We start from the raw sequence: 22,047 nt of genomic DNA on the forward strand, positions 1-22,047 counted from the left end.
TAGAGGTTCCCCACACAGTAGGTTTGAAGAGCAAGCTGAAAATAAGGCCGATGCAGAGAACGGATTAACATTGTCATAGGGTAACGAGAGCAACGACTGTTCTTTACACCCGACCACTGAACATAAAGGTAAATTACAGAGTATGAAAATGAATAAAATTGCAATCGTTGCTGCTGGCCTGGTTTTTTCCACTACTGTATTAGCTAATAACACCATTAAATTTCAGGGTGAAGTCGCTGACCAGACTTGCGATATCAGCATCAACGGCAATGCCTCTGCGCCGCTGATTCTGCTGCCAACGGTAGCATCTACGTCATTGGCTACTGCTGGCACGACTGCTGGGCAAACACCATTTACCATCAACCTGACCGGTTGTACGGCTTCTGCCAGCACTACCGCCATCAAAACGGTGTTTGTAGGTAACAACCTGACCGCTGAAGGCCGTATGGGCAACACCGGTACTGCTGGCAAAGTGTCTCTGCAATTGGTTGACCCTGCAGCGCCAACTGTCCCTCTGGATCTGACCGGCCAAACCGGTGCTGCGGGCCTGTCACTGGCAGCTAACGCTACAACGGCAGCGCACGACTTTGCTGTTCAATACTATTCAGAAGGCGGGGCGACCCCGGGTTCTGTGCTGGGTAGCGTGCAATACGCCGTATCCTATCAATAATAGGTTGCCTCTCGTCCAAGAAGGCAATGCATAAATGTAAATGCTGTTAACGCATTTCCAGCCATTGGCTGTTTAATCCACAAATTACACTGGCAGATTTCTCTGATAGCTGAGGGGCAGGTTTCCTCTGGCTAGAGAGAGATCTGGCAATAAAATCAACAGAGAACGTATTAACGTTATCGTGGGCGAATAACATCACCGAGTTGAACAATTCGCCTATACTGAACTTGAAGGTAAATGCAGAGTATGAAAATGAATAAAGTTGCACTCATGGTTGCTGGTTTGGTTTTATCTACCGCTGCGCTGGCTGATAACACCATTAAATTCCAGGGTGAAGTTGCCGATCAAACTTGCGATATCAGCATCAATGGCAATGCATCAACGCCACTGATCCTGCTGCCAACGGTTGCGGCCACGTCACTGGTGGCTGCGGGTACAACTGCTGGGCAGACGCCATTCACCATCGGCCTGACCGGCTGTACGGCTTCTGGCAGCGCCACCGCCATCAAAACCGTGTTTGTAGGCAACAATCTGACCGCTAATGGCCGTATGGGGAACACCGGTACTGCAACAAATGTGTCATTGCGCTTGGTTGATCCAGCCACGCCGGGTACGGCACTGGATTTGACTGGTCAAACCGGTGCGGCAGGTCTGGTATTGGCGGCAAATGCCACTTCTGCGGCTCATGATTTTGCGGTGGAATATTATTCTGAAGGCAACGCGACCCCTGGATCTGTATTGGGGAGCGTGCAGTACGCTGTGTCTTACCAATAATAAGGCATCCCCTTCCACTGCGGTGGAAGGGGGATTAAGTCAGAGCATTAAACGAGGATGTTGCGTGTGAAAACCAAATGTTCCGCTGTCGTTATTAGTGCTATCTCTCTCTTTTTCCTGTTCATTTCTGCCTGTGCCTCAGCTAGCGTGGTGATGCTCAACACTCGGGTTATTTATCCTGCAGGCTCGCAGTCGCAAACCGTCCAACTCACCAATAATGACAACATCCCCTACGTGGTGCAGATGTGGTCAGATGTCAATAACCCTGCCTCCACCCCTGATACTGCCGATGGGCCTTTTGTCGTGGTACCGGCCTTGTTCCGTATTGAGCCGAAAACCGGTCAGTCGGTGCGTCTGGTATTTACCGGCAAGGATTTGCCGCAGGATCGCGAGTCGGTGTTTTATCTTAACAGCGTGCAGATCCCGCCTAAAAACGTGGCTGGAGCGGCAGAAAACCAGATGCTGGTGGTGTTGCGTAACCGGATTAAAATTTTTTATCGCCCGAAAGGCATTGCCGGTAGCCCAGAAAAAGTCACCGAGCAACTTCGTTTCTCGCTGAAACAACAGGCGGGTCAATGGGTGATGGCCGCGACAAATGATTCCGGTTTTTATGCTTCCTTTATTAAAGCGGCCGCAGTGGTGGGTGGTAAAGAAGTCCCATTCAAAGTTGATATGGTAGCGCCGAAGTCTCAGGTAAGCTGGAAACTAGAGAAAGGGGCCGGCTCACCGGCAGGTGCGCAAAAAGTGAAATTTACGTTGGTTAATGACTATGGCGGACATACCAGCGCGGAAGCCAGTTTGAATTGAGCAGACGCTGGTGGCCAGTATCCCTCGGTTAAGGGACTGAAAAATGCATAAAGCCATACCAAACGCTTTCGAAAATGGCCAGCGGATGGCGAATGTCAGGTTAATTCCGGCCAGGCTAAGACCGCTGGCCGTATTGCTATGGTTGCTGATTCCCCAGGTTTATGCCCAGCCCGCGAATAGCTCGTTTGAATTTGATGACAGCATGCTGGTTGGCAGTGCCAAAGAACAAAAAAACATTACGCGTTTTAACCAGGCTAACGCTATCGAGCCCGGCACTTATCAAGTCGATATCTTCATCAATGGGAATTTCCTCTCGCGGCAATCACTGGTCTTTGCTGCGGGTGAGCAAGGCGTGGTTGCCGCTTGCCTGAGCAGGGAGAACATGGTTGATGCGGGTATTTTAGCCACTGCCATCAAAGCGAAAGCCGACGACACGTCATCCTGCTTAAACCTGGAACAGCAGGTAGAAGGGGCGTCCAGCCGTTTTGATTTTGCGCGTTTGCGCCTGGATCTGTTTGTGCCGCAGACCTTGATGCAGCGTGAGGCGCGCGGTTCGGTCTCGACTAAAGATCTAGCCGTGGGTGAGACCGTCGCGTTTGCCAATTACGACACTAACTATTACCGCACTCAGGCTTCCGGTAACACGACTGAGTCCACTTATCTGGGGCTAAATTCAGGGCTCAACCTTGGCCTGTGGCAATTCCGTCAACAATCCACCTTTACCCGCTATAACAGCAGCCTCAGCCCAAGTAACAGCCAATGGAATTCGGTGCGTAATTATGTACAGCGCCCGTTGCCCTCGATCGGCAGCCAATTGACGCTGGGTGAAAGCTTTACCTCTGGTAGCCTGTTCAGTAGCCTGGGTTTTCGCGGTATCCAGTTAGAAACTGACGATCGTATGCTGCCTGAATCGCAACGGGGTTATGCTCCCGCCATTCGTGGCGTTGCCGCTACCACGGCCAAAGTCAGCGTGCGTCAGTCGGGGGTGCAGATTTATCAAACCACGGTGGCCCCAGGGGCCTTCGTGATTGATGATCTCTATCCGACCAGCTATCAGGGCGACCTGGTGGTAGAAGTGCTGGAGGCTGATGGCCGCGTTTCTTCTTTTACCGTGCCGTTTTCTGCCGTATCCGATTCCATACGGCCTGGCCATTCACGCGTCAGCTTTGCTGCCGGGCAGGTCCGCAACATCGGCAATAGTGATGCAGCGTTTACCGATCTCACCTATCAGGCCGGGTTGACCAATGCCATAACGGCAAACACCGGGGTGCGCATCTCTGATGGTTATCAGGCATTACTGGGGGGCGCGGTGTTTGCCAGTCAGCTTGGTGCTCTGGGGGTCAATGCCACTTATTCACGGGCTGATATGTGGGGCAAAACCTTGGATGGGTGGCGTGTTGGAGCCACCTACAGCCGCACTTTTGCTCCAACGTCCACTACGCTGGCGCTGGCCGGTTATCGCTATTCTACTCAGGGCTATCGTGACTTGAGCGACGTGCTGGGCCTGCGTGAAGCCGAAGCCAGTAATGAAGTTTGGTTGTCCAGCACTTATCAGCAGAGCAATCAACTGGTTGTTACCGTTAGCCAGAGCCTGGGGGAATATGGTCAGGTTTATTTCTCTGGTTCCACCAGCACTTACCATGGTGGCCGTGGGCGTGATACGCAATACCAGATGGCTTATTCGCACAGTTACAACAGCATCAGTTATAACCTCTCGCTGAGCAGGCAGCAGACTGGCCGTACGCCAACCGGGGTTGTATCGGAAAGTGAGGTGGATAATGGCCGCACGCAGAATGTCGTTATGTTTTCTGTTTCCATTCCTTGGGGCTCCGGTTCCCGTGCGCCACTGATCTCTGCAGGGGTGACCCATGAAACCGGTGGCAATACGAACTATCAGGCGGCCATGGCGGGAACGCTCGGTGAAAACCAAAGCCTGAGCTACAGCGTTAACAGTGCTTTTAACTCTGGTGGCGAGGGGGTCAGTTTAGGGGCGAATGCGACCAAACAACTGCCCATAGTTACCGTGGGCGGTAGCTTCTCGCAAGGGAGAGGTTACACCCAAGGTGGTGCCAGCGCCCGTGGTGCCGCAGTTTTGCATAGCGGTGGCATAACCTTTGGCCCCTATCTGGGCGATACCTTTGGGCTTATTGAAGCCGAGGGGGTAAAAGGGGCCGAGGTGATGAATGGAACAGGGGCCAAAGTTAATCGTTTCGGCTATGCCATTGTTCCCTCGTTGGTGCCTTACCGCTACAACGACATCAGCCTGAATGCCAAGGGGATAGAAAACGCGAGTGCTGAACTCACTGAGAACCAGCAGCGCGTGGCGCCTTATGCCGGTTCGGTGGTCAAAGTGCGTTTCAAAACGTTGGAGGGCTATGCTGTGCTGATAAAAGTCGTTGATGATCAGGGCGGTGGTTTACCGTTGGGGAGCAACGTCTATGACAACAATAACACCGTTATCGGTTTGGTTGGCCAAGGCAATCAAATCTATGCTCGGGTGAGCGAACTGCAAGGGCAACTGCATGCAAAATGGGGCGATGCCGCCAGCGAGCAGTGTACCTTGAGCTATGACTTGCGCGGTCAGGATATAAAGTTATCTCTGCATCGCCTAGAACTGCCGTGCATCAAACAGTAATGCAGAGCTCAGTTGCTACAGGATTGGCTGGAGCTAACTCCAAGGATGGCGGTGCCGCTGAGCATTAAAGTGCAAAATTGATGGCGTTGGTTATACCTCTGTAAATGCCTCTTCCCGTCAGAATAAAAATCGTTAACTCCTCTCCGCTGACTAAGGCCGGTACCGATTATCCCGTCAACGCGTTGGTATAAATATCGCCAGGGAAACCTTGCGATTCGAGTGAAACATATTTATTGTATAGTTACATTGTTAATATGTTAATGAATAATGTTCTTTGATTATCTTATTAAATTATAGGGAATAATTTATGGTGAGGAGCATTCATGCCGTCTGCCTTTACTAATCGGCCACCACGCTGGTTGATCCCGCTGCTGGGGTCGTTGGTCGCTTTTGGTCCGTTGTCGATCGACATGTATTTGCCTGCTCTGCCTGCTATGGGCCAGCAGTTACAAGCAACCCAAGGGCAGATGCAATATACCTTAGGGGCATTTTTCGCCGGTTTTTGCCTGGGGATGTTGCTGTATGGGCCACTCAGCGATTGGCTGGGGCGGCGGAAGTTGCTGTTGAGCGGCATGCTATTGTTTGTGATAGCTAGCGTGCTGTGCACGCAGGCGACTCAGGTTGAGCAACTGGTTGCTTTGCGGGCATTACAGGCGTTTGGCAGCGGGGCTGCGGTAGTGATGGCGCGAGCCATTGCCCGGGATGTTTATGCGCCTGATGAACTGCCGCGCGTTCTGTCATTAATGACGCTGGTCACCATGATTGCACCGCTGTTGGCCCCCTTGCTGGGGGGCGCTCTGCTGACGTTTTTTGACTGGCAGGCCATTTTTATGCTGTTGGCGGTGGTTGGGTGTATCAGTGGATTATTGGTGTTCTGGGTATTGCCGGAGACATTAAAAGCTCAGCCCGAGCATGCGAGCAATATCTTGAAGGCGTTTCATCATTATTGCCTGTTGGTAAAGGATCGGCAGGCAATGGGTATTATTGCGACTCTGGCGTTTTCCTTTGCAGGGATGTTTGCTTTCATCAGCGGTTCCCCTTTTGTTTATATCAGCTATTTCCAGGTGCCCGCCCAGTATTATGGCTTGTTATTTGGCTGCAATATCGTTGGCATGATTGCAGTGCTGTTACTCAACGTCAGGATGCTGAAAGTCTACAGCTTGCCACGATTATTGATGATTCAGAGTAGTGCTCAGGTTCTGTTTGGTCTGCTGCTATTGGTATTTCATCAACAAAGTCTGCCGGTTCTGGTAATCCTGATTGTCCTGTTTATGTCGCTGGTGAATGCCATCGGCACCAACAGCCTGTCATTATTGTTGCAACAACGTGGTCAACAGGCGGGAAGCGCAAGCGCATTGGCGATTTCGCTGCAGTTTGGCATGGGGGCGTTGGCGAGCCTGGCGGTTTCCTGGCTACAGGATGACACACCGTTTGCCATGACGTTGGTGATGGCCGTCTGTGCGACGCTTGGCTGGGTAGGGCAGCGGATGTCCGTCGTTGGTTTACGTCCGCAACTGCATTCAATCGACCCAAAAAAGAGTAAGTAGAGGGCTGGTGGGGGCAGCCACCATTCGCCGTACCAGCTAAGGTAGGACGAATGATGGCTTAACCTGATGTTTTACATGGCGTTGGCAATAATCCCACGCAAGAGCTTTTTCAATATTTCGACTTCATCTGCCGGGAATGCGGCCAGCATCTGTTCCTGCTGTTTGGCAGCGATATCCCTTAATACGTTGGCTTGGCGCTCACCTGCGGCTGTCAGGTGGTAGCCGTTCTCCGTGCTTGAGATCAACCCTTTACGGCATAAGGTTTCCTGTGCTTCTTCGATCTCTCTGCTTGACATCGCGACTTCCGCCATCAGGCTGGTCATATCCAGGCAGGCATTGCTGTCCAGCACCAGCAGCATTCTGGCTTCGCTGATCCGCAATCCGGTAGAGAGTTGCTTGGGTTGATAACTGGCTTGGTAGCTACGCAGTGCCTGCGTGAGTAAATAGTAGACATTTTGATTAAGGCGCTCTTGCCTGGCACTGCTCGTTGGGCCATCCGTAACCCGTTCAGACACTTGCTGATAAGGCAATACCATCGAATAGGCCCCTTGGTGATAGACCAGCGGCGCACGGCCCAGATCGTCAAAGGCCACCACTTTGCCGATGAGGATCCAATGATCGCCGCCGTCAACCTGCTGGTATTTCTCACACTGAAAATGTGCGGCACAGTCAGCCAGCAAAGGCGCGTTACCGGCACCGATCTCTGTGTCCACCCCAGCAAATTTATTCTCGCTAGGGCGGGCAAACCGGTTAGATACATCTATCTGGTCGGCGGCCAGGATATTAATGGCAAAGTGGCTGGCCTGCTCAAACACCGAATAGCTGCCAGAGCGCTTATCAATACTCCAGAGTATCAGTGGTGGATCTAACGACACCGAGTTAAAACTGTTGGCGGTCATGCCCACGCGGGTGCCGTCTGGGGTGGCAGCGGTCACCACCGTTACTCCAGTGGCAAAGTTACCCAGTGCGCGGCGAAATGCACGGGGATCCAGGATATTGTCTGTGTGATGAGTCATCAGATAGGTTCTCCGGCTTGTTACACCATGGTCGGATCGGGTTCTAATCCCATGAGTTCGCGCCCCAGGATCTGCGCACAGACGTCGTAGTCGGTATAAGCGTGTGCTCCGGTCATGTGTGAATCGCGGAACAGGCGCTGAATTTCATTGCTTTCCATCCAACTGGTTGCACCCGCTGCACTGAACAAGCGATCCACCGCCGCGATACACATTTTTACCGCATAGGCCTGATTCGTCCGCCAGTAAGTCAATGTGTTGTGAGTAGGATATTGATGACGTCGGCCATGCTCAGCATGTTCTTCCCAGGTTTTTTCCAGAAAGGCACGGGCGGCGGCTACCTGATGGGTTGACTCTGCCAGGCGCATCAGCGCGGGTGTCGCCGTGCCTACGCTGGCCCCGGTGTAGGCACGCACGCGGTTTTGGGTTTTCTCTTTAAAGGCGACCAGCATGCGCTCGGCCACACCCAGACTGATGGCGGCAAAACCGCAAGCAAAATAGGGGCGATAAGGTGTGTAGAAAATATTGCTGTCAGGATAGAGATCGTAACCGGAAGAACGCCCCTGCATCATATCTTGAGCCGCTTCAATACGGTGATTGGGGATGAAAGCCTGGTTGATCACCAGTGTTTTGGAACCGCTGCCGCGCATGCCTACGGCGTACCAGTCATCACGGATTTCATAATCACTACGCGGGATCACACCGAAGCTATAGATAGGTTCGCCTGCGGTATTTTTGCGGCGAAACCCCACAATCGCCCATTCGGCATGATCGCAACCGCTGCTCCAGCCCATTTCGCCACTCAGATAGACGCCACCTTCGGCTTCTTCTATGCGGCCAAAAGGGGCGATGCTGCTGCTTGCTGTGGCGTCAGGATTGTCTCCCCAGACCTCTTGTTGTAGTTTGGCGGAAAACATCGCCAACTGATGGCTATGGGTACAGAGTAAGCTGAAAGCCCAGGCGGTGCCGCCACAGGCACCAGCCAAGGCGGCAACGCAGTCGGTGAATTCCGGTAAGGAGATTTCCAGGCCACCATATTTCTTCGGCTGGAAGGCTCGATGCATGCCTATCCCTTTTAAGAGCCGAATATTTTCGTCAGGCACTTTTCGCTCTTTTTCTGCTTCTGCAGCATTGGCAGCAATAAGTGGCAGAATGGGTAGCAACTTTTCCAGCATTGGGTTGAGCGTTTTCATCATCGAACTCCCTCAGGAATGGTAGATATGCGGCAACTAATCCTTTATCACCGCCGGTTAAAACAGTTCAGGAAGCGGGATCAGGTGTTTAGCCTATGTGATGGTTGTTCGATGAGTATGCGATAAGGGTTTTTTAATGGAATGTAACATTCAGGTAAAAAATTGTACTTTTCATGTTAAATATTGAAAGCGTGATCTGGCAACATCGTTGCCCAGATGCGCTTTGCAATAACTTATCGAGTAGCGGAGTTTGGCTCCCTGAATGGACTCGAAATGCATTATAAAAATAGTTATGTTTGAAGAGGGCCCCTAAACAAGCCCCTATTTGCAATTGTGGGCAACGGTGTGATTGGTCAACATTACCCTGATTACACCGTCACGACGATTTTGCCGAGTTGTTCATTTGATTCCAGAAAATAATGTGTCTCAACGATCTGGTCGAATGGAGATTCTCTGGCAATGACAGGATGCAACGAACCTGAAGTAAGCCCCTTGAGGATAAACACTTTTGCAGCTTCCAATCGCACTGGATCGCTGATGATCTCATGGACGAGGAAACCTCGCAGCGTCAGTGTTTTGCTCAACACCATGAACAGAGGGAAAGGTGTCGGCTCCGGACTCAAACCGCCATATTCAATAAGAATGCCACCACGAGACTATCTTCGACATCGTGGCAGGTTTATCGGTCATGTCTATCCCGTTGTAAACGGCTTCGATGCCAGCAAAGCGTTTTATACAACCGTACTGGCTGTTTTTGGTATTAGTTGGAGCGCGGTTTTTGTATTGTCTTTTTTAATGACAATTGATTTTTGATGTCAATAAAAAACTGACTCTCGGTCATGATGTATATTTTCATGGTTTTAATTCTTAATTATTTTTAATTAATATCCATTCTTTTCAAATTGCAGGTGCTATTTTTTCTGCGGGAGTTGTGGCAAGAACCTCAACTCCCATAAATGGAATAAGCCGATAACGTTATGGGGCTATTAAAAAGCTAATCAATTCATTAATAATAGTTTATTGTAAAGGTTACCTTGCCATCTGCATTGCCTGGTTTCACCACCGACGACGTTTGTATATATCGGGCAGATAATGGAATCACAATATTTTTACTGCCGTCCTTAGGTAAAATCATTTGCTGCTCATTACTTAAATTAAACAGCGTTGGATTGTTATCCCCCCAGCCCAACTGAATTCCTATTCCTGAAGCAGATTCGGATGAGGAAGTATCTATAGCCATGATACCGTTTTCTGCATCAACCACTGATGTATTGGGCACTAATCTGATGCCCACATTATTGCTGGTTGAGGCAGGAATGTTGCTAACACCTCCTTGGCCATAATCGAATAAAGCGGCCACATTTGAATTGTTATAATAACCATAGAATGTAGGGCAGTTTTGCAGCGTAAGATTGGTTTTCACCCAAGGTGTTACCGCTCCTTCACGCGTAAAGGTTTTATTGGCATCAAAGCTGCCTAACCATACAACAACATCTGGCGTGGCGCATGTCTGAGCCGAAATTGTCAATTCCCCCTGGAATCTCAATATATTACTGATTATCGGGAATCCTAAAACATTTGGGCCACCTGGCGCATTGTCATAGAATAATTTTGCAGTAGGCAAATTAGCTGAATTTAATGAGTAACTTCCAGGAGATATGGGGCCAATTTTTATCAAATTGATATATCGGATACTACCTAATATTCTATTGTCATTTGTTGTCGCGTCCATTTCTTGTGTCCGAGTCCCACCGTTAGCATGAGGGGTATCAATTGTTACACCCTGACTGCCATCACTAATTACTACACCAATTCCTGGTATTCCAGTTTGATATACCTTCCCTGAGTAGGGTGAACCGGTCCAGTTTGCTAATGGCAATGGGGCAGTTGTAAGTCCAAGATTAAATGTAAAATTGTAATTGTCTGGGGCGGCGTCTGTTATACAATGTATCTGGTACCCTGGTATTGCGCCAGACCAGGATCCCCGATAAAGCATGGTTCCATTTGGCATATCTACCCCCGCAGATATATTCATCGGTGCCAACTGGATGGTATCTGTTCTTGGAATGGAGGCATCATAGGGCTGACACGTAACCTGGGCTTGCACCGTGTTGGAAAAGAGCATAACCAAACTGCCCAACAGGCTAAAATAGCTTTTTATGGAAAATATCTGTTTCATTGTGTTTTCTCCTTCTGTCAGGTTTTATGTTGGCAAAGAATTACGGGTAGTCGTGGTTGCCATAAAAATCCCTTCAGAACTGATTTCCTGAATAATGATGAAGACGGTAATTAACGTGATTGGTTTTTTGTTGGGGCTTATTTCACGGCGGCGTCGAAAGGCAGCACGGCACCGTAGTCATTAACAAAACTGCCGCTGATCTTATTCCCTGCTTGGGCTGGTAATTCCAATACCCTAGTGCTGAGTGGGGCGATCATTGCGCTATCGAGCTTCTTGCCGTTGATGGACAAATTGACCAGCGATACGTAGAACGGCGTTGGGTTAGTGGCTTGAACCTGACTACCCAAAGTACTCCAAGTCACCGACTTGGCGGCATCGTTGGCATTGCCTTCAAGGCCCACTGGGCGGTAAAACAGCTTGATACGGGTGCGGAACGCCATTTGCAGCTTGTTTTCACTGGTTTTGGCCTGACCTTTAGCCGGGACTTCTAATACGTTCAACCAGAACACCGACTCTTTATCCATCGGCAATGTACCCTCAACGGAACTGATGCGCAGCGTCTGGCCTTTACCAGCCTCGACACGATTTATCGGCGGAGTCAGAACGAACGGTACCTTGATGGCGGCTGGTTTGGCATTGGCATCACCACTATCGATCCAGCTTTGCAACAGAACTGGTGAAGGTCCAACGTTGCTGATGTTGACGCTGACTTCTTTGGCCTCTGAAGGGTAAATAACGCGTGTACCACTGATCACCACGCTGGCCAGCGTATGGCTGCTGAACAGGGCAAGAGTCGCCAAGGTACAAATTTGCTGTGTTGTGTTTGTGAGAAACTTCATAATCAACTCCAAGCGGGCAGGTAATTTGGGGGCCCAAAAACACAGTCCATTACTGGTACTGAATAGAATAAACAACGTTGCTTACTACAGTTCCGGCCATGGTCGGTGCTTCAGCATAGTAGCGCACAGCGTATGGTAGCTTGGCGCTGTCGCTTGAAATGTCAACGTAAGTGGTGTTGGTTACCTGGTTCTGGTTACCGGCCTGGATCACCGTACGAGAAGTACTAGATGTGTCCAGCAACTGCAGGCTGACGTTGGTTGCACCACCAGTCAGGTTTTTCAGGCGGCCAGTTACCTGGTCAACAGAAGCTCCGGCTTCAAAGAGTGCGGAAGCGGTCTGTAGGGTGCCAGAACAGTTGTTCAGCGCCATCACGAAGCTCGTTTCACCAGCGGTTTTGGTGGCTGCATCCAACTGGTTGATCCCCACGGTTGGCAGAGTTACAGTCGCATCCGCAGCTTGGCCATCAATAATAACGTCGCAGGTGGTGGCGGTCAGTTCACCGTTAAAGGTGATGGCACCGGTAGAAGCAGCCTGAGCCAGGCCTATAGAGCCGAATGCTGCTACCAAAGAGGCAACGATGGTTAACTTTTTCATATATATTCCTACTTACCTTGTGTTGTTAAACCATTTCGATGCACATTGAAATGATGTGACTTATACCTCTATCGATATAGGGATGCTGAGTTCGTCCTGTTATTAACAGAGCACGGTTTATGTAATATGTAGTTAACAAGGTTTTGAGTTATTAATGCATAACCGATGCCATGAATATTAGCAGTGAAATCATCGGGGAGCCCGGAGTAGGACAGTTCTTTTCTTAATTCATTTACCGTTTACCAGAGTCGTTAGCTAGATGACGACAGGCTGATTTCGCGCCACACAGTTTTCATTCTCATTCAGCAGAAGTCTATAAGGTCTATTATCCAGATACACTTATTTTATTATTTCTCTGTTATATTATTAAAATAAAAAGACTCCCTTAGGCCGCGTATTATAGAGGCAATTATTTTCATGGCAACCTATTGGTGAGCAATAAGGTTGACGCCTGTCTGAAATGCATTGCAGAGTAAAATTCTTAAATTCTATTATTCTTTGATTTTTTTAACCATTTTTTTGGGTAATTATCGAGGTTATTGCTTGTGTTACTCAATATTTTTCATCAGTCTAAAAAACTTTATTTTATTTGTTTTGCGATATATAAATCTGAATTTAAAATAATTGACGTGTATATCATAATGATATACTAACTTTATGGGGGTGGGATTTATCTTGAATTATCATCTGAAACTACCTGATTAGAGGTGGATTCGGATAGATGTCAATGCGGTTGACAGAGGGAGTTGCCCATGGAAATCTATTTGCTGCATTGTGGCAGGCTTATCGACCATATCTATCTTGTTGTAAGCGATTTCGATGCAAGCAAAGCGTTTTATACAGCTGTACTGGCTGTTCTTGATATCCCTATCATAAGTACATGCGACGATTATTTCTGGGCAGATGAGCTTGTCGTTTCGTCAGTAAAAAGTTCGGGTTCTGCAGGCGAACGAACCTACCGTCCAGGTATTGCGCGGTTTTTGTGTTTTATCCCGATGGTAACAACATTGAAGCCAGAGGTGATTTACCTAGCCTTTGGGTCTGTTTTTCATCACGCCGGGTTTGTCCTGGATCGTTACCCTGTGCCAGTTCGGCGCGTGAGTTATCACAGAGTTTTGAGCCGTTGGGTTTGACCAAAAGATACAGACCGGCACTATCGGCCAGCTTGGAAAGTTTGTCTTGGGGGTTGAGCTTTTTGAGAACTGTTTCACTGAGTGACATTTGGGGGCCTCGATATTATCGAACCGAACAGGCCCCTAAAAGTTCTGGCAGTCAACGCAACAATGTAGAACTCAGTGTAACCCTGCTCACATATAACGCGTTGATTTTAAAGCTTCCATAGACATCAGCAGACATCAATGGAGTAGAAAGTGGCTCCTCTGACTGGACTCGAACCAGTGACATACGGATTAACAGTCCGCCGTTCTACCGACTGAACTACAGAGGAATCGTGTGAACGGGGCGCATCATATCCAGCCACTCGGGGAGTGTCAACGCTAAATTGTTTGTATTGGTGCGAATGCTCATCATCTGAGCAAGCTTGGTGGTGGGAAACGTCGTTATCAGGTTACCCGCGCTGCAAACGGGCCAAGGTATCTTGTTTATAAAAACGACGGAAGTGGTCATAGATGGCCGGGAAACGGTTGGCCAACAGTTCTGGTGCGCTAAAGAAATATTCAGACAGCACGGCAAAACACTCTGCTGGATCGCTGGCCGCATAAGCGTCCATGCTGGCTGCCTCTTCGCCAACCATGTCTATCTCATCTTGCAGATTTTCCATTGCTGCATGGAGATCGTATTCCCAGGCAGCGATATCGCGCAGAGGGATGGGCGGGATCCCTGTGGTGGTGCCACCATTGCGCATGTCCAGCTTATGCACGGCTTCGTGAATGATCAGGTTAAAACCAGAGAGATCGAAAGAGTCCTGCACGTCTAACCAGTTCAAAACGATAGGCCCCTGTTCCCAGCTTTGCCCCGATTGCACTACTGGCCCAGAATGCACCAGGCCTAAGTCATCCTGCCACTCATCCTCGACAATAAAAGGGGTAGGATAAAGCAGAACCTCGTTAAAACCGTCCAGGCATTCGGCGCCCAGTTCCATCACGGGTAAAGCAAACAACAAGGCGATGCGTGCCTGCATCAATGGCGTTAATTCCAACCCTTGCAGTGGCACAATACGTTTGTTTTGCAAAATTTGGCTGGCGACAGCGACCAGGCGGCGCTGTTCGTTTTCATCAAGAGGGGAAAGCAAGGGAATATCCAGCGCTTCCTGCCACTGAACAAATGTTTCCTCTTGCGATTGATGCGTTTTCCACGGCCACTTAATCATCACATTGCTCGTAAAAATCACTGAAACCTGGGCTTGCCTTGGTGCCGCAAAAATGGGCGCAATAACAAGTGCCGTATTAGGGTATCCCCATAATTATTCAAACAGTTACCATGAAGTTTGTCTGTGACCAACGTCCCGAAGAAAGCAGACCAACGCTTGGGTTTACAATAATCGATACTGGCTGGTCGATTTTTATCAGCCTGACAGCCGTGATAAAGAGGGGGTAAGGTGTCTAGAGATCCCCGCAACAGGGCGGGGATCGGCATATGTTACTTCGTCATATTCTCTGCTTTCAGAATTTTATGTATCTCATCCTTTATATGCAGTTTTTCCTTCTTCAGCTTAACGACCTCGTCACAGTATCCGGTACCCGAAGGCCCTTCTAATCTGGAGATTTCATGGTCAAGTTGATTGTGTTTTTCAAACAATGATTGGAAGCGGGGATGGCTTGATTTGAGTTGCGATATTAATTCACGGTATTCAGGAAACATACTCAAGCTCCTTTGAGTAGAACTGTACACTGGAGGTTTCTCCGCTTTTACCTTAGCGCACTCCAGATTTTTTTGGAATGGCATTAATGTGCAAAAGGTTATTGTACGATTCTTGCTCGCAAAATATCTGCTTTTGGCTCGTTGTCTGATTTCAGTCCCCATGGGAGGTATTTATTATTAGTTATCATTAAGTTATTGAGATAAAAATGCTGTTGCTTTTAGCTTTCAAGCAAGAATTTATCATCTGATTTAAGAATTAAATTTTGATTTATGGTTTTTTATTTAAATAATATAACGAAATTAGTTATTTTTTAGTTTTTTCGGTATGGAATAATCTTCATGCCCATTCTCGGTGCGTAACGTCGTTGGCGAAAACTCCACATTCCGGCCATGCCAGGCAAATGCCTGTTGAAATCGCCATGCGCGGGTTATATCAAATCGCCAGTAACGTTCTGCGGCTCCGATCCCCTTGCTTACAGGTTGCCAGAGGATCTGGGTTTCTCCCTGCAAATGCAAAATATCTCCTCGATCAAAGTCGATAAATAACAGTGCGGCGCGCGGTTGTAGCAGTAAATTCCCCAGCGTATTCATATAGCGATTGCCACGAAAATCCGGTATCCACAGGGTTTCACCATCAAGATAGATAAACCCCGTTTTGCCGCCCCGGTGGGAAATATCGGCTCCGCCTTGTGCATAGCTGGCAACAAAGCAGGTATCAGCCTGCTGGATCGTGTTACGCGCTTGCTGATCCAGCCCGCTGAGGATATTTATCGGCGAGAGGCTAATGGGCACCGGGAAAAATTCCCGCCGCTGAATGTATTGCGGGCAGTTGCCAAAACTTTGATGTACTTCAATTTCAACGCGATTTTTGTCCATACGGCTAATTATGCCGTTAACGCGGTTGCGTCGCCGATTACTGAAGTCGAGCCCCAATGCACCCACAGGGCGACCCACTTGCAGCTCGGCTTGCGCCGGATCCTCCAACCGGCGCGGTGAGACAATACGCAGATGGGTATCATCAGGGGTACGCAGGAACCCGGCAAAGCCGCTGAACACCGTGGCAACCGGCCAATGGTGTTCATCCAGCGTGGCGACAAACAGATAAGGCAGTTGAGCAAAAAACTCGCGATGCTGAGTTGGCATAGCCGAGTAAATATTGCCGCTGACGGCGTCGAAGCCCGCCAGCGCTTGTGCCCGTAATTCGCCGGGATGGAATAGAGATTGTGTCACTTTATTAGCTCTTCAGCCGATTCTGGTAAAGGTAATGCGGGCATCGGGAAGAATCCCGGTAACTCGGCGATCTCAAGCGCCCAGCGTTGGATCGCCGGATAAGGTTTCAAAGAAATACCGCCCTCAGGAGCAACTGCGACATAGCTGTAACAAGCCAGATCGGCGATGGTGGGGCGATCGGTAGCCAAAAACTGATTTTGGCTAAGATGTTGTTCCAACTGCGGTAAAAAACGTTCGCTGATGGCCACTGCGCTTTGATAGTTCTCCGCAACAGAAAACTGTTTCACCATGCGGCAAGAGGCGGGGCCGTAGCGTACCTCTCCTGCGGCTTTGGAAAGCCAGACCTGCACCTGAGCTGCGGCGTATGGTTCTTCCGGTAACCAGTGGCTAGCGGGCGCATAGCGCTTTACCAGGTAAACCAGTATGGCGTTACTGTCGGTCAGCACCTGATCGCCATCAAGCAACACCGGGATCTGGCCAAAAGGGTTGAGGCGGAGAAAAGCCTCGCTGCTACGGACTGTCTCGGGAGCTGCGCGATATTCATAAGGCAAATCGAGCATGCGTAGCAAGAGCTCAACGCGGTGGCAATGGCCGGATACGGGTACGCCGTACAACTTTAGTGTTTGCATCATGTTTCTCCTGATTGGTGTGCCAACCAGAATACTCTTGCGCTACGTGAAGGGAATCCGGGAAAATGGAAATTGATAATTTCATTTATTGGAATAATTTATGGACCGTTTGGATGAGTTGGCGATCTTTGTAGCGGTGATCCAGCATGGCAGTTTGGCCGGTGCGGCTCGTAAGTTGCACCGTTCTGCACCGGCTATCACCAGAGCCATTGCTTCATTGGAACAGCGTTTTGGGGCACGCTTGGTGGAGCGTACCACCCGGCGTCTGGCACCAACCGAGGCAGGAGCGAGGCTGGTAGAGCGCGCTCGTGAGTTATTGCAGGATTATCAGGATGCGCTGATCGGCACAACAGAAACACAGTTGACCGGTTTGCTGCGAATCACCGCCCCGGTGCAGTTTGGGCGCAAACATGTTGCGCCGGTAGTGATGGCGTTTCTTGAGCGTTATCCGCAGATTCAAATCGAGATGCAGCTTAACGATCGTAATCTGGATCTGGTTGATGAAGGGCTGGATGTGGCGGTACGCATTGGTCACTTGCAAGATTCCAGCAAAGTTGCGCGCAAATTGGGCGCGGTGACACGGGTAACGGTAGCTAGCCCGGTGTATCTGGCACAACGTGGAGAACCCCAGGTGCCTGCGGAGTTAGCGGATCATGACACTATCGTAGGGACCTTGCACACTTCACTACGTGAATGGCGCTTTGGGCCACGGGAAAACAGTGAGCGAGTGCGGCTAGTACCACGGCTCTTATTGAATGAAGTCGAAACACAGTTATTGGCGGTGCGGGCAGGCAAGGGGATTGCCCGGTTATTGTCCTATCAGGTGGCGGATGACCTGGCAAACGGTACGTTGGTTCGGCTACTGGCAGCATACGAACCGGCTCCAGAGCCGGTACAACTGGTGGCGAATAATGTGCAATGGATGCCGTTGAAGGTTCGTACCTTTTGGGATTTTGCCTACCAACATCTCAGCCAATTAACGCAACTTCGATCAGCGCATGTTTAATCAGAGTGTATTCTCATGTTTCATGGATGAAACAAAAATAACGGCAAGGCGTTTTACCCGTGAAACTTATTGCGTTAAATTTTAATTTTATATCGCAGATCACGCATTGCTGTTTCACTTGTCTTGACAATAATTTTCTTGGTTGCTAATAGTTAACTCACATTTTAAATAATAAACACAGTTTAATATATGAAACTTCTCGCAGGGAGTTACGATAATGGTGCGGCGATAGATGACGAAAATGCGATTTTGGCGTCTTTTCAATCACGCAGCCAGCAAGTTTATCAACAGGTACGCGTTGAGTGTAATATTCCTTATGGCGATTCTTCACGGGAGGTTTTTGATTGGTTCTATTCAACCGGAGAACATAAAGGCACACTTGTATTTCTGCATGGCGGTTATTGGCAGTTCTGTAATAAAGAAGACTTTGCTTTTATTGCCGAAACACCTCTGTTATTAGGCTTTGATGTGGTGCTGGTGGAATATACGTTAGCACCAGCCGTGAATTTAGAGGATATTTGCCAGCAAATTGGTATGGCTCTGGATACCATTGAGTTACGTGCAAAGTCGCGTGGTAATAAACCTGTTTATCTTTGCGGCCATTCTGCTGGGGGGCATCTAGCAGCCTATTGGCAACACCACTCCTGCATTCAGGCCGTTTTCCCGATTAGCGGTATTTTTGAACTGGAACCTTTGCTGAATACCTATGTTAACCAGCAATTACAACTGACCGCACTGCAGATCTCAGCCTTGAGCCCGGCGCGGAATATACCCCAGCAACTTAAGCCGATGATCTTGTTTTACGGGGCAGCAGAGTTGCCTGAGCTGATTGGACAGTCACTTCATTATTATAAGGCGCTGAAAGAAAAAGGGTTATCGGTCAACCTGCATGCGGTTACGGGAGCCAACCACTTTAACGTTCTGGATTCGCTTTTTGCAACAGGTGGCGCTCTGAGCCGCCAATTGATTAAGCAAGGAGACACATCTGATGCGCACAGTTATTGATACCGGTTTGCCTGAGATTGGGCAACCCTTCTCTTGGGCCACGAAGGGGGGCGGGATGTTATTTACCGCCCATGGCCCGGTTAAGGCTGATGGCACCATTGAAACCGGCAGCCCAGAAAAACAGATTACTCTGACATTTGATAATTTGGCTAAAACACTGCAAGCAGCCAATAGCCACAGCGATAATGTATTACAGGTTATTGTTTACCTTACCGATGTAGATGACGTTAAGTTACTCGATCAGATATATAAAAATTATTTTAATTATCCGTACCCCAATCGCTCAACCGTTATTGTTGAAAAACTGGTTGTCCCAGGTATGAAAATAGAAATAACGGTTAGTGCGATGGCTTAATCGCCCCCTTGCGTTTTTATACTGGAAATGAAATCTGTAAGGGATCACAAGAATAATATTCACCTGCAAGTTCATATGAAAATGAATTAAGGACATCGTATGTTTAATCATATTAAACCCTCAGCACCCGATCCTATTATGTCGCTGATGGAAGCGTATATGCAGGATCCTCATCCACAAAAAGTTAATTTGGGTATTGGGCTGTATTACGATCATCAGGGAAATATTCCTTTGATGCCCGCAGTGCATCTTGCCGAACAGCATTTGCTGGAACAACAGCGCCCGCATACTTACCCACCGATCGAAGGTTCAGCGTTGTTCGCCCGTCAGGTACAAACACTCTTGTTTGGCGAAGCGGCGGCGCAATCATCGCGCCATATTGCGACGGTACAAACCGTGGGGGGCTCGGGGGCATTAAAGTTAGGGGCAGATTTCCTTTGCCACTACCTGGCACAACGCGAAATCTGGGTATCTGACCCAACCTGGGCTAACCATTGGGCCATATTCGAAGGGGCGGGCCTCAAGGTGAATACCTACCCGTACTTTGATAATGCCAGCGGCGAACTGCGTTTTGACGCGATGCTCGACCAACTTTCCAGCTTGCCAGCAGGGGCGGTGGTGCTGTTACACCCTTGCTGCCATAACCCGACCGGCACCGATCTCAGTCAGGCACAATGGCGAGCCGTGATCGATGTCCTGCAACAGCGCCGTTTGTTGCCATTCTTTGATATCGCTTATCAGGGATTTGGTGAAGGGTTGGATGAAGACTGCTTCGCGCTGCGCGAGACGTTGAAAACCGATCTGGATTTTCTGGTCAGCAACTCTTTCTCCAAGAACGTGGCGTTGTATGGCCAACGGTTGGGGGGGCTTTCTGTGTGTTGTGGCTCGGCAGAAATGGCGGCGAATGTGAAAGGTGCATTAAAAACCCTGATCCGCCGCAGTTATTCCTGCCCGCCAACCCACGGTAGCCAGATTGTAGAAACCATACTGGCCGACGATCATCTGCGCCAACTGTGGGCGAGCGATCTGGCGACCATGCGTCAGCGCATCAAACAAATGCGTGTCAGCCTGTCTGCCGGGCTGGAGCAAGGGAGAACCACCTTGGACTATCGCCGCATTCGCGATCAAAAAGGCATGTTCAGCTATACCGGCCTGAATGAGCAGCAGCTCAGCCAGTTACGGCATCAATACTCCATTTATCTGGTGGCTCCCGGCAGGATGTGTTTACCGGGCCTGAACCAACACAATGTGGATTATGTAACGGCGGCCATTCTGGATGTTACCCGCGGCGCGTGAAAAGGTGAGCAATCATGAAAGATTCGAAACGTTTTGACGAGATCGCTCAGCGGCAAGGGGGGCTGAAAAAGCAGCTTACCGCCGGGCAAATGTCGATGTTGGCAATCGGTGGGGCGATTGGCACCGGCCTGTTTCTGGGCAGTGCTTATGCGATCCAGATGGCAGGGCCAAGCGTATTACTGAGCTATTTCATTGGTGGTGTGATTGCTTTGCTGCTGATGGGCTGTTTGGCCGAGATGACTTCTGAGCACCCGACGCCGGGTTCTTTTGGTGATTATGCCGAGTTTTATCTCAGCCCGCTGTTTGGTTTTCTGGTGCGTTATTCTTACTGGTCTTGCGTGGTGTTGGCGGTGGGTACCGAAGTAACCGCCATCGGGATGTACATGCAGTTCTGGTTCCCTGAGACGCCAATCTGGCCATGGGTGTTGCTGTTCTCTGCGGCAGTGATCATCATTAATGTGGTGGGGGTGAAATCCTTCGGGCAGGTGGAATACGCACTTTCCACCATCAAAGTGGTGGCGATTTCCGCCTTTATCGCTATTGGCATCGGTATCCTGATGTTCTCCTCCAACCCCACCTTCGGCATCCGTAATTTTACGGCTAACGGCGGCTTCTTCCCGTTTGGCATTAAGGGCATGTGGTTTGCGGTGATCGTGTCGATCTTCAGCTATCTGAGTATTGAGATGATCGCCGTTGCTGCCGGAGAGGCCAAAAACCCGGTGGTTGCGGTCAAAAAAGCCTTCAAAGGCACCATCCTCAGGCTGTTTATTTTTTACATGCTTTCGATTGCTTTGATGCTGGCGATTGTACCGTGGCGTGAATCTGGCACCGGGGAAAGCCCGTTCCTGGTGGCGATGAATGTTATTCATCTGCCTGCCGCTGCCGGGATCTTTAACTTTATCGTGCTGGTGGCTGCGTTGTCGGCCATGAACAGCCAGTTGTACATCACCACGCGCATGATGTTCTCACTGTCGCGGGCCGGGCAAGCCCCAACGGGGCTGGGTAAAATCAGTCAACGCGGGATCCCGGTGAATGCGCTGGCAATTTCCTGTGTCGGCATTGTGGTTTCCATCGTGTTGAGCATCGTCTACCCGGAAAAATCTTTTGCGGTGATGATGTCGATCTCGGTATACGGTGCCTGCTTTACCTGGCTGATGATTTTTGTCACTCATCTGTTTTTCCGCCGCCAGCATAAGAATACGGTTCTGAAGTTCCGTATGTGGGGTTACCCCTATTTCACGCTGTTGGGGGCGCTCCTGATGGCGGCGTTGATGGTTACCACGCTGTTTACTGATTTCTTCAGAATGACGCTGCTGTTTGGGATCCCTTTCACTTTGCTATTGGTGGCGATTTATTTCTATAGCCGCCAGGCGCAGGCATCGGTTGCGGCTAAAGTGCCGACGCCGGGCATCGAGTAAGCCAATGCCAAGCCGTGGGCGAGTGCCTGCGGCTTG

Annotated in this window: 21 protein-coding genes and 1 tRNA gene; 11 read left to right on the forward strand and 11 right to left on the reverse strand. The window is 49.5% G+C overall.

Annotated features, from left to right (window positions below):
• Nucleotides 1-148: 148 nt before the first annotated feature.
• From IV04_RS04140 to IV04_RS04160, 5 genes are all read left to right on the forward strand, one after another.
• Nucleotides 149-670, forward strand: coding sequence for a fimbrial protein (locus tag IV04_RS04140; RefSeq protein WP_197062143.1), 522 nt, complete (start codon nt 149-151; stop codon nt 668-670).
• A 252-nt stretch (nt 671-922) separates the two neighbouring features.
• Nucleotides 923-1,444: a fimbrial protein gene (locus IV04_RS04145; protein ID WP_152562808.1), complete on the forward strand. Its 522-nt coding sequence runs from the start codon at nt 923-925 to the stop codon at nt 1,442-1,444.
• 66 nt (nt 1,445-1,510) lie between these two features.
• Entirely contained in the window at nt 1,511-2,251 is a 741-nt protein-coding gene (locus IV04_RS04150) for a molecular chaperone (RefSeq protein WP_231566240.1), read from the forward strand.
• Nucleotides 2,252-2,294: 43 nt separating this feature from the next.
• Nucleotides 2,295-4,886, forward strand: coding sequence for a fimbria/pilus outer membrane usher protein (locus IV04_RS04155; RefSeq protein ID WP_037395851.1), 2,592 nt, complete (start codon nt 2,295-2,297; stop codon nt 4,884-4,886).
• A 323-nt stretch (nt 4,887-5,209) separates the two neighbouring features.
• Nucleotides 5,210-6,433, forward strand: a complete 1,224-nt coding sequence (locus IV04_RS04160) for a Bcr/CflA family multidrug efflux MFS transporter (RefSeq protein ID WP_081893162.1) — start codon at nt 5,210-5,212, stop codon at nt 6,431-6,433.
• 71 nt (nt 6,434-6,504) lie between these two features.
• Here the strand turns inward: IV04_RS04160 and IV04_RS04165 are convergent, their stop codons facing one another.
• From IV04_RS04165 to IV04_RS04190, 6 genes are all read right to left on the reverse strand, one after another.
• The gene (locus IV04_RS04165; RefSeq protein WP_037395850.1) at nt 6,505-7,449 is read right to left on the reverse strand and encodes a p-hydroxyphenylacetate 3-hydroxylase reductase component; all 945 of its coding nucleotides are present in this window, start codon (nt 7,447-7,449) and stop codon (nt 6,505-6,507) included.
• A 20-nt stretch (nt 7,450-7,469) separates the two neighbouring features.
• A complete protein-coding gene (locus IV04_RS04170) occupies nt 7,470-8,642 on the reverse strand; it encodes a p-hydroxyphenylacetate 3-hydroxylase oxygenase component (protein ID WP_200877127.1) in 1,173 nt (390 codons plus the stop codon).
• A 365-nt stretch (nt 8,643-9,007) separates the two neighbouring features.
• The gene (locus tag IV04_RS04175) at nt 9,008-9,262 is read right to left on the reverse strand and encodes a zinc-binding dehydrogenase (protein ID WP_231566239.1); all 255 of its coding nucleotides are present in this window, start codon (nt 9,260-9,262) and stop codon (nt 9,008-9,010) included.
• A gap of 383 nt (nt 9,263-9,645) precedes the next feature.
• The gene (locus IV04_RS04180) at nt 9,646-10,818 is read right to left on the reverse strand and encodes a fimbrial protein (protein ID WP_037395848.1); all 1,173 of its coding nucleotides are present in this window, start codon (nt 10,816-10,818) and stop codon (nt 9,646-9,648) included.
• Between the two features lie 137 nt (nt 10,819-10,955).
• A complete protein-coding gene (locus IV04_RS04185) occupies nt 10,956-11,657 on the reverse strand; it encodes a fimbria/pilus periplasmic chaperone (RefSeq protein ID WP_037395847.1) in 702 nt (233 codons plus the stop codon).
• Nucleotides 11,658-11,706: 49 nt separating this feature from the next.
• The gene (locus tag IV04_RS04190) at nt 11,707-12,252 is read right to left on the reverse strand and encodes a fimbrial protein (protein WP_037395845.1); all 546 of its coding nucleotides are present in this window, start codon (nt 12,250-12,252) and stop codon (nt 11,707-11,709) included.
• A 752-nt stretch (nt 12,253-13,004) separates the two neighbouring features.
• On the opposite strand from IV04_RS04190, the gene IV04_RS25730 reads away from it, so the two are divergent.
• A complete protein-coding gene (locus tag IV04_RS25730; protein ID WP_231566238.1) occupies nt 13,005-13,385 on the forward strand; it encodes a hypothetical protein in 381 nt (126 codons plus the stop codon).
• Between the two features lie 238 nt (nt 13,386-13,623).
• On the opposite strand, the gene IV04_RS04195 is transcribed toward IV04_RS25730, so the two are convergent.
• The 5 genes from IV04_RS04195 to IV04_RS04215 form a co-directional block, all read right to left on the reverse strand.
• Nucleotides 13,624-13,699 (reverse strand) — tRNA-Asn (locus tag IV04_RS04195).
• A gap of 120 nt (nt 13,700-13,819) precedes the next feature.
• Nucleotides 13,820-14,581, reverse strand: coding sequence for a DgsA anti-repressor MtfA (gene mtfA, locus IV04_RS04200; protein WP_037395843.1), 762 nt, complete (start codon nt 14,579-14,581; stop codon nt 13,820-13,822).
• Between the two features lie 269 nt (nt 14,582-14,850).
• Nucleotides 14,851-15,072 carry a YdcH family protein gene (locus IV04_RS04205; protein WP_037395841.1) on the reverse strand — a complete coding sequence of 74 codons (222 nt, stop codon included), beginning with the start codon at nt 15,070-15,072 and terminating at the stop codon, nt 14,851-14,853.
• Nucleotides 15,073-15,372: 300 nt separating this feature from the next.
• Nucleotides 15,373-16,302 carry a pyridoxamine 5'-phosphate oxidase family protein gene (locus tag IV04_RS04210; protein WP_051916658.1) on the reverse strand — a complete coding sequence of 310 codons (930 nt, stop codon included), beginning with the start codon at nt 16,300-16,302 and terminating at the stop codon, nt 15,373-15,375.
• Entirely contained in the window at nt 16,299-16,931 is a 633-nt protein-coding gene (locus IV04_RS04215; RefSeq protein ID WP_037395839.1) for a glutathione S-transferase, read from the reverse strand. The genes IV04_RS04210 and IV04_RS04215 overlap by 4 nt, the downstream gene beginning before the upstream one ends.
• Nucleotides 16,932-17,031: 100 nt before the next feature.
• Here IV04_RS04215 and IV04_RS04220 point away from each other — a divergent pair, with 100 nt between their 5' ends.
• The 5 genes from IV04_RS04220 to IV04_RS04240 all read left to right on the forward strand — a co-directional run bounded on the left by IV04_RS04220 (nt 17,032) and on the right by IV04_RS04240 (nt 22,011).
• Nucleotides 17,032-17,937, forward strand: a complete 906-nt coding sequence (locus tag IV04_RS04220; protein ID WP_037395837.1) for a LysR family transcriptional regulator — start codon at nt 17,032-17,034, stop codon at nt 17,935-17,937.
• Nucleotides 17,938-18,126: 189 nt separating this feature from the next.
• A complete protein-coding gene (locus IV04_RS04225) occupies nt 18,127-18,942 on the forward strand; it encodes an alpha/beta hydrolase (RefSeq protein ID WP_037395835.1) in 816 nt (271 codons plus the stop codon).
• Nucleotides 18,926-19,297 carry a RidA family protein gene (locus IV04_RS04230; protein WP_037395832.1) on the forward strand — a complete coding sequence of 124 codons (372 nt, stop codon included), beginning with the start codon at nt 18,926-18,928 and terminating at the stop codon, nt 19,295-19,297. Before IV04_RS04225 ends, IV04_RS04230 begins: the two co-directional genes overlap by 17 nt.
• A 99-nt stretch (nt 19,298-19,396) precedes the next feature.
• The gene (locus IV04_RS04235; RefSeq protein ID WP_037395830.1) at nt 19,397-20,593 is read left to right on the forward strand and encodes an amino acid aminotransferase; all 1,197 of its coding nucleotides are present in this window, start codon (nt 19,397-19,399) and stop codon (nt 20,591-20,593) included.
• Nucleotides 20,594-20,607: 14 nt separating this feature from the next.
• The gene (locus IV04_RS04240) at nt 20,608-22,011 is read left to right on the forward strand and encodes an amino acid permease (protein ID WP_037395828.1); all 1,404 of its coding nucleotides are present in this window, start codon (nt 20,608-20,610) and stop codon (nt 22,009-22,011) included.
• Nucleotides 22,012-22,047: the final 36 nt, after the last annotated feature.

This window comes from Serratia sp. Ag1 (assembly GCF_000743355.1).
GTDB lineage: Bacteria > Pseudomonadota > Gammaproteobacteria > Enterobacterales > Enterobacteriaceae > Chania.

Bases quoted from the DNA above. Each gene is read 5' to 3' on its own strand.
- IV04_RS04185 (WP_037395847.1), bottom strand. From the start codon at position 11,657: ATGAAGTTTCTCACAAACACAACACAGCAAATTTGTACCTTGGCGACT.
- IV04_RS04155 (WP_037395851.1), top strand. From the start codon at position 2,295: ATGCATAAAGCCATACCAAACGCTTTCGAAAATGGCCAGCGGATGGCG.
- IV04_RS04145 (WP_152562808.1), top strand. From the start codon at position 923: ATGAATAAAGTTGCACTCATGGTTGCTGGTTTGGTTTTATCTACCGCT.
- IV04_RS04215 (WP_037395839.1), bottom strand. From the start codon at position 16,931: ATGCAAACACTAAAGTTGTACGGCGTACCCGTATCCGGCCATTGCCAC.
- IV04_RS04140 (WP_197062143.1), top strand. From the start codon at position 149: ATGAATAAAATTGCAATCGTTGCTGCTGGCCTGGTTTTTTCCACTACT.
- IV04_RS04165 (WP_037395850.1), bottom strand. From the start codon at position 7,449: ATGACTCATCACACAGACAATATCCTGGATCCCCGTGCATTTCGCCGC.
- IV04_RS04180 (WP_037395848.1), bottom strand. From the start codon at position 10,818: ATGAAACAGATATTTTCCATAAAAAGCTATTTTAGCCTGTTGGGCAGT.
- IV04_RS04240 (WP_037395828.1), top strand. From the start codon at position 20,608: ATGAAAGATTCGAAACGTTTTGACGAGATCGCTCAGCGGCAAGGGGGG.
- IV04_RS04160 (WP_081893162.1), top strand. From the start codon at position 5,210: ATGCCGTCTGCCTTTACTAATCGGCCACCACGCTGGTTGATCCCGCTG.
- IV04_RS25730 (WP_231566238.1), top strand. From the start codon at position 13,005: ATGGAAATCTATTTGCTGCATTGTGGCAGGCTTATCGACCATATCTAT.
- IV04_RS04170 (WP_200877127.1), bottom strand. From the start codon at position 8,642: ATGATGAAAACGCTCAACCCAATGCTGGAAAAGTTGCTACCCATTCTG.
- IV04_RS04225 (WP_037395835.1), top strand. From the start codon at position 18,127: ATGAAACTTCTCGCAGGGAGTTACGATAATGGTGCGGCGATAGATGAC.
- IV04_RS04220 (WP_037395837.1), top strand. From the start codon at position 17,032: ATGGACCGTTTGGATGAGTTGGCGATCTTTGTAGCGGTGATCCAGCAT.
- IV04_RS04235 (WP_037395830.1), top strand. From the start codon at position 19,397: ATGTTTAATCATATTAAACCCTCAGCACCCGATCCTATTATGTCGCTG.
- IV04_RS04230 (WP_037395832.1), top strand. From the start codon at position 18,926: ATGCGCACAGTTATTGATACCGGTTTGCCTGAGATTGGGCAACCCTTC.
- mtfA (WP_037395843.1), bottom strand. From the start codon at position 14,581: ATGATTAAGTGGCCGTGGAAAACGCATCAATCGCAAGAGGAAACATTT.
- IV04_RS04205 (WP_037395841.1), bottom strand. From the start codon at position 15,072: ATGTTTCCTGAATACCGTGAATTAATATCGCAACTCAAATCAAGCCAT.
- IV04_RS04190 (WP_037395845.1), bottom strand. From the start codon at position 12,252: ATGAAAAAGTTAACCATCGTTGCCTCTTTGGTAGCAGCATTCGGCTCT.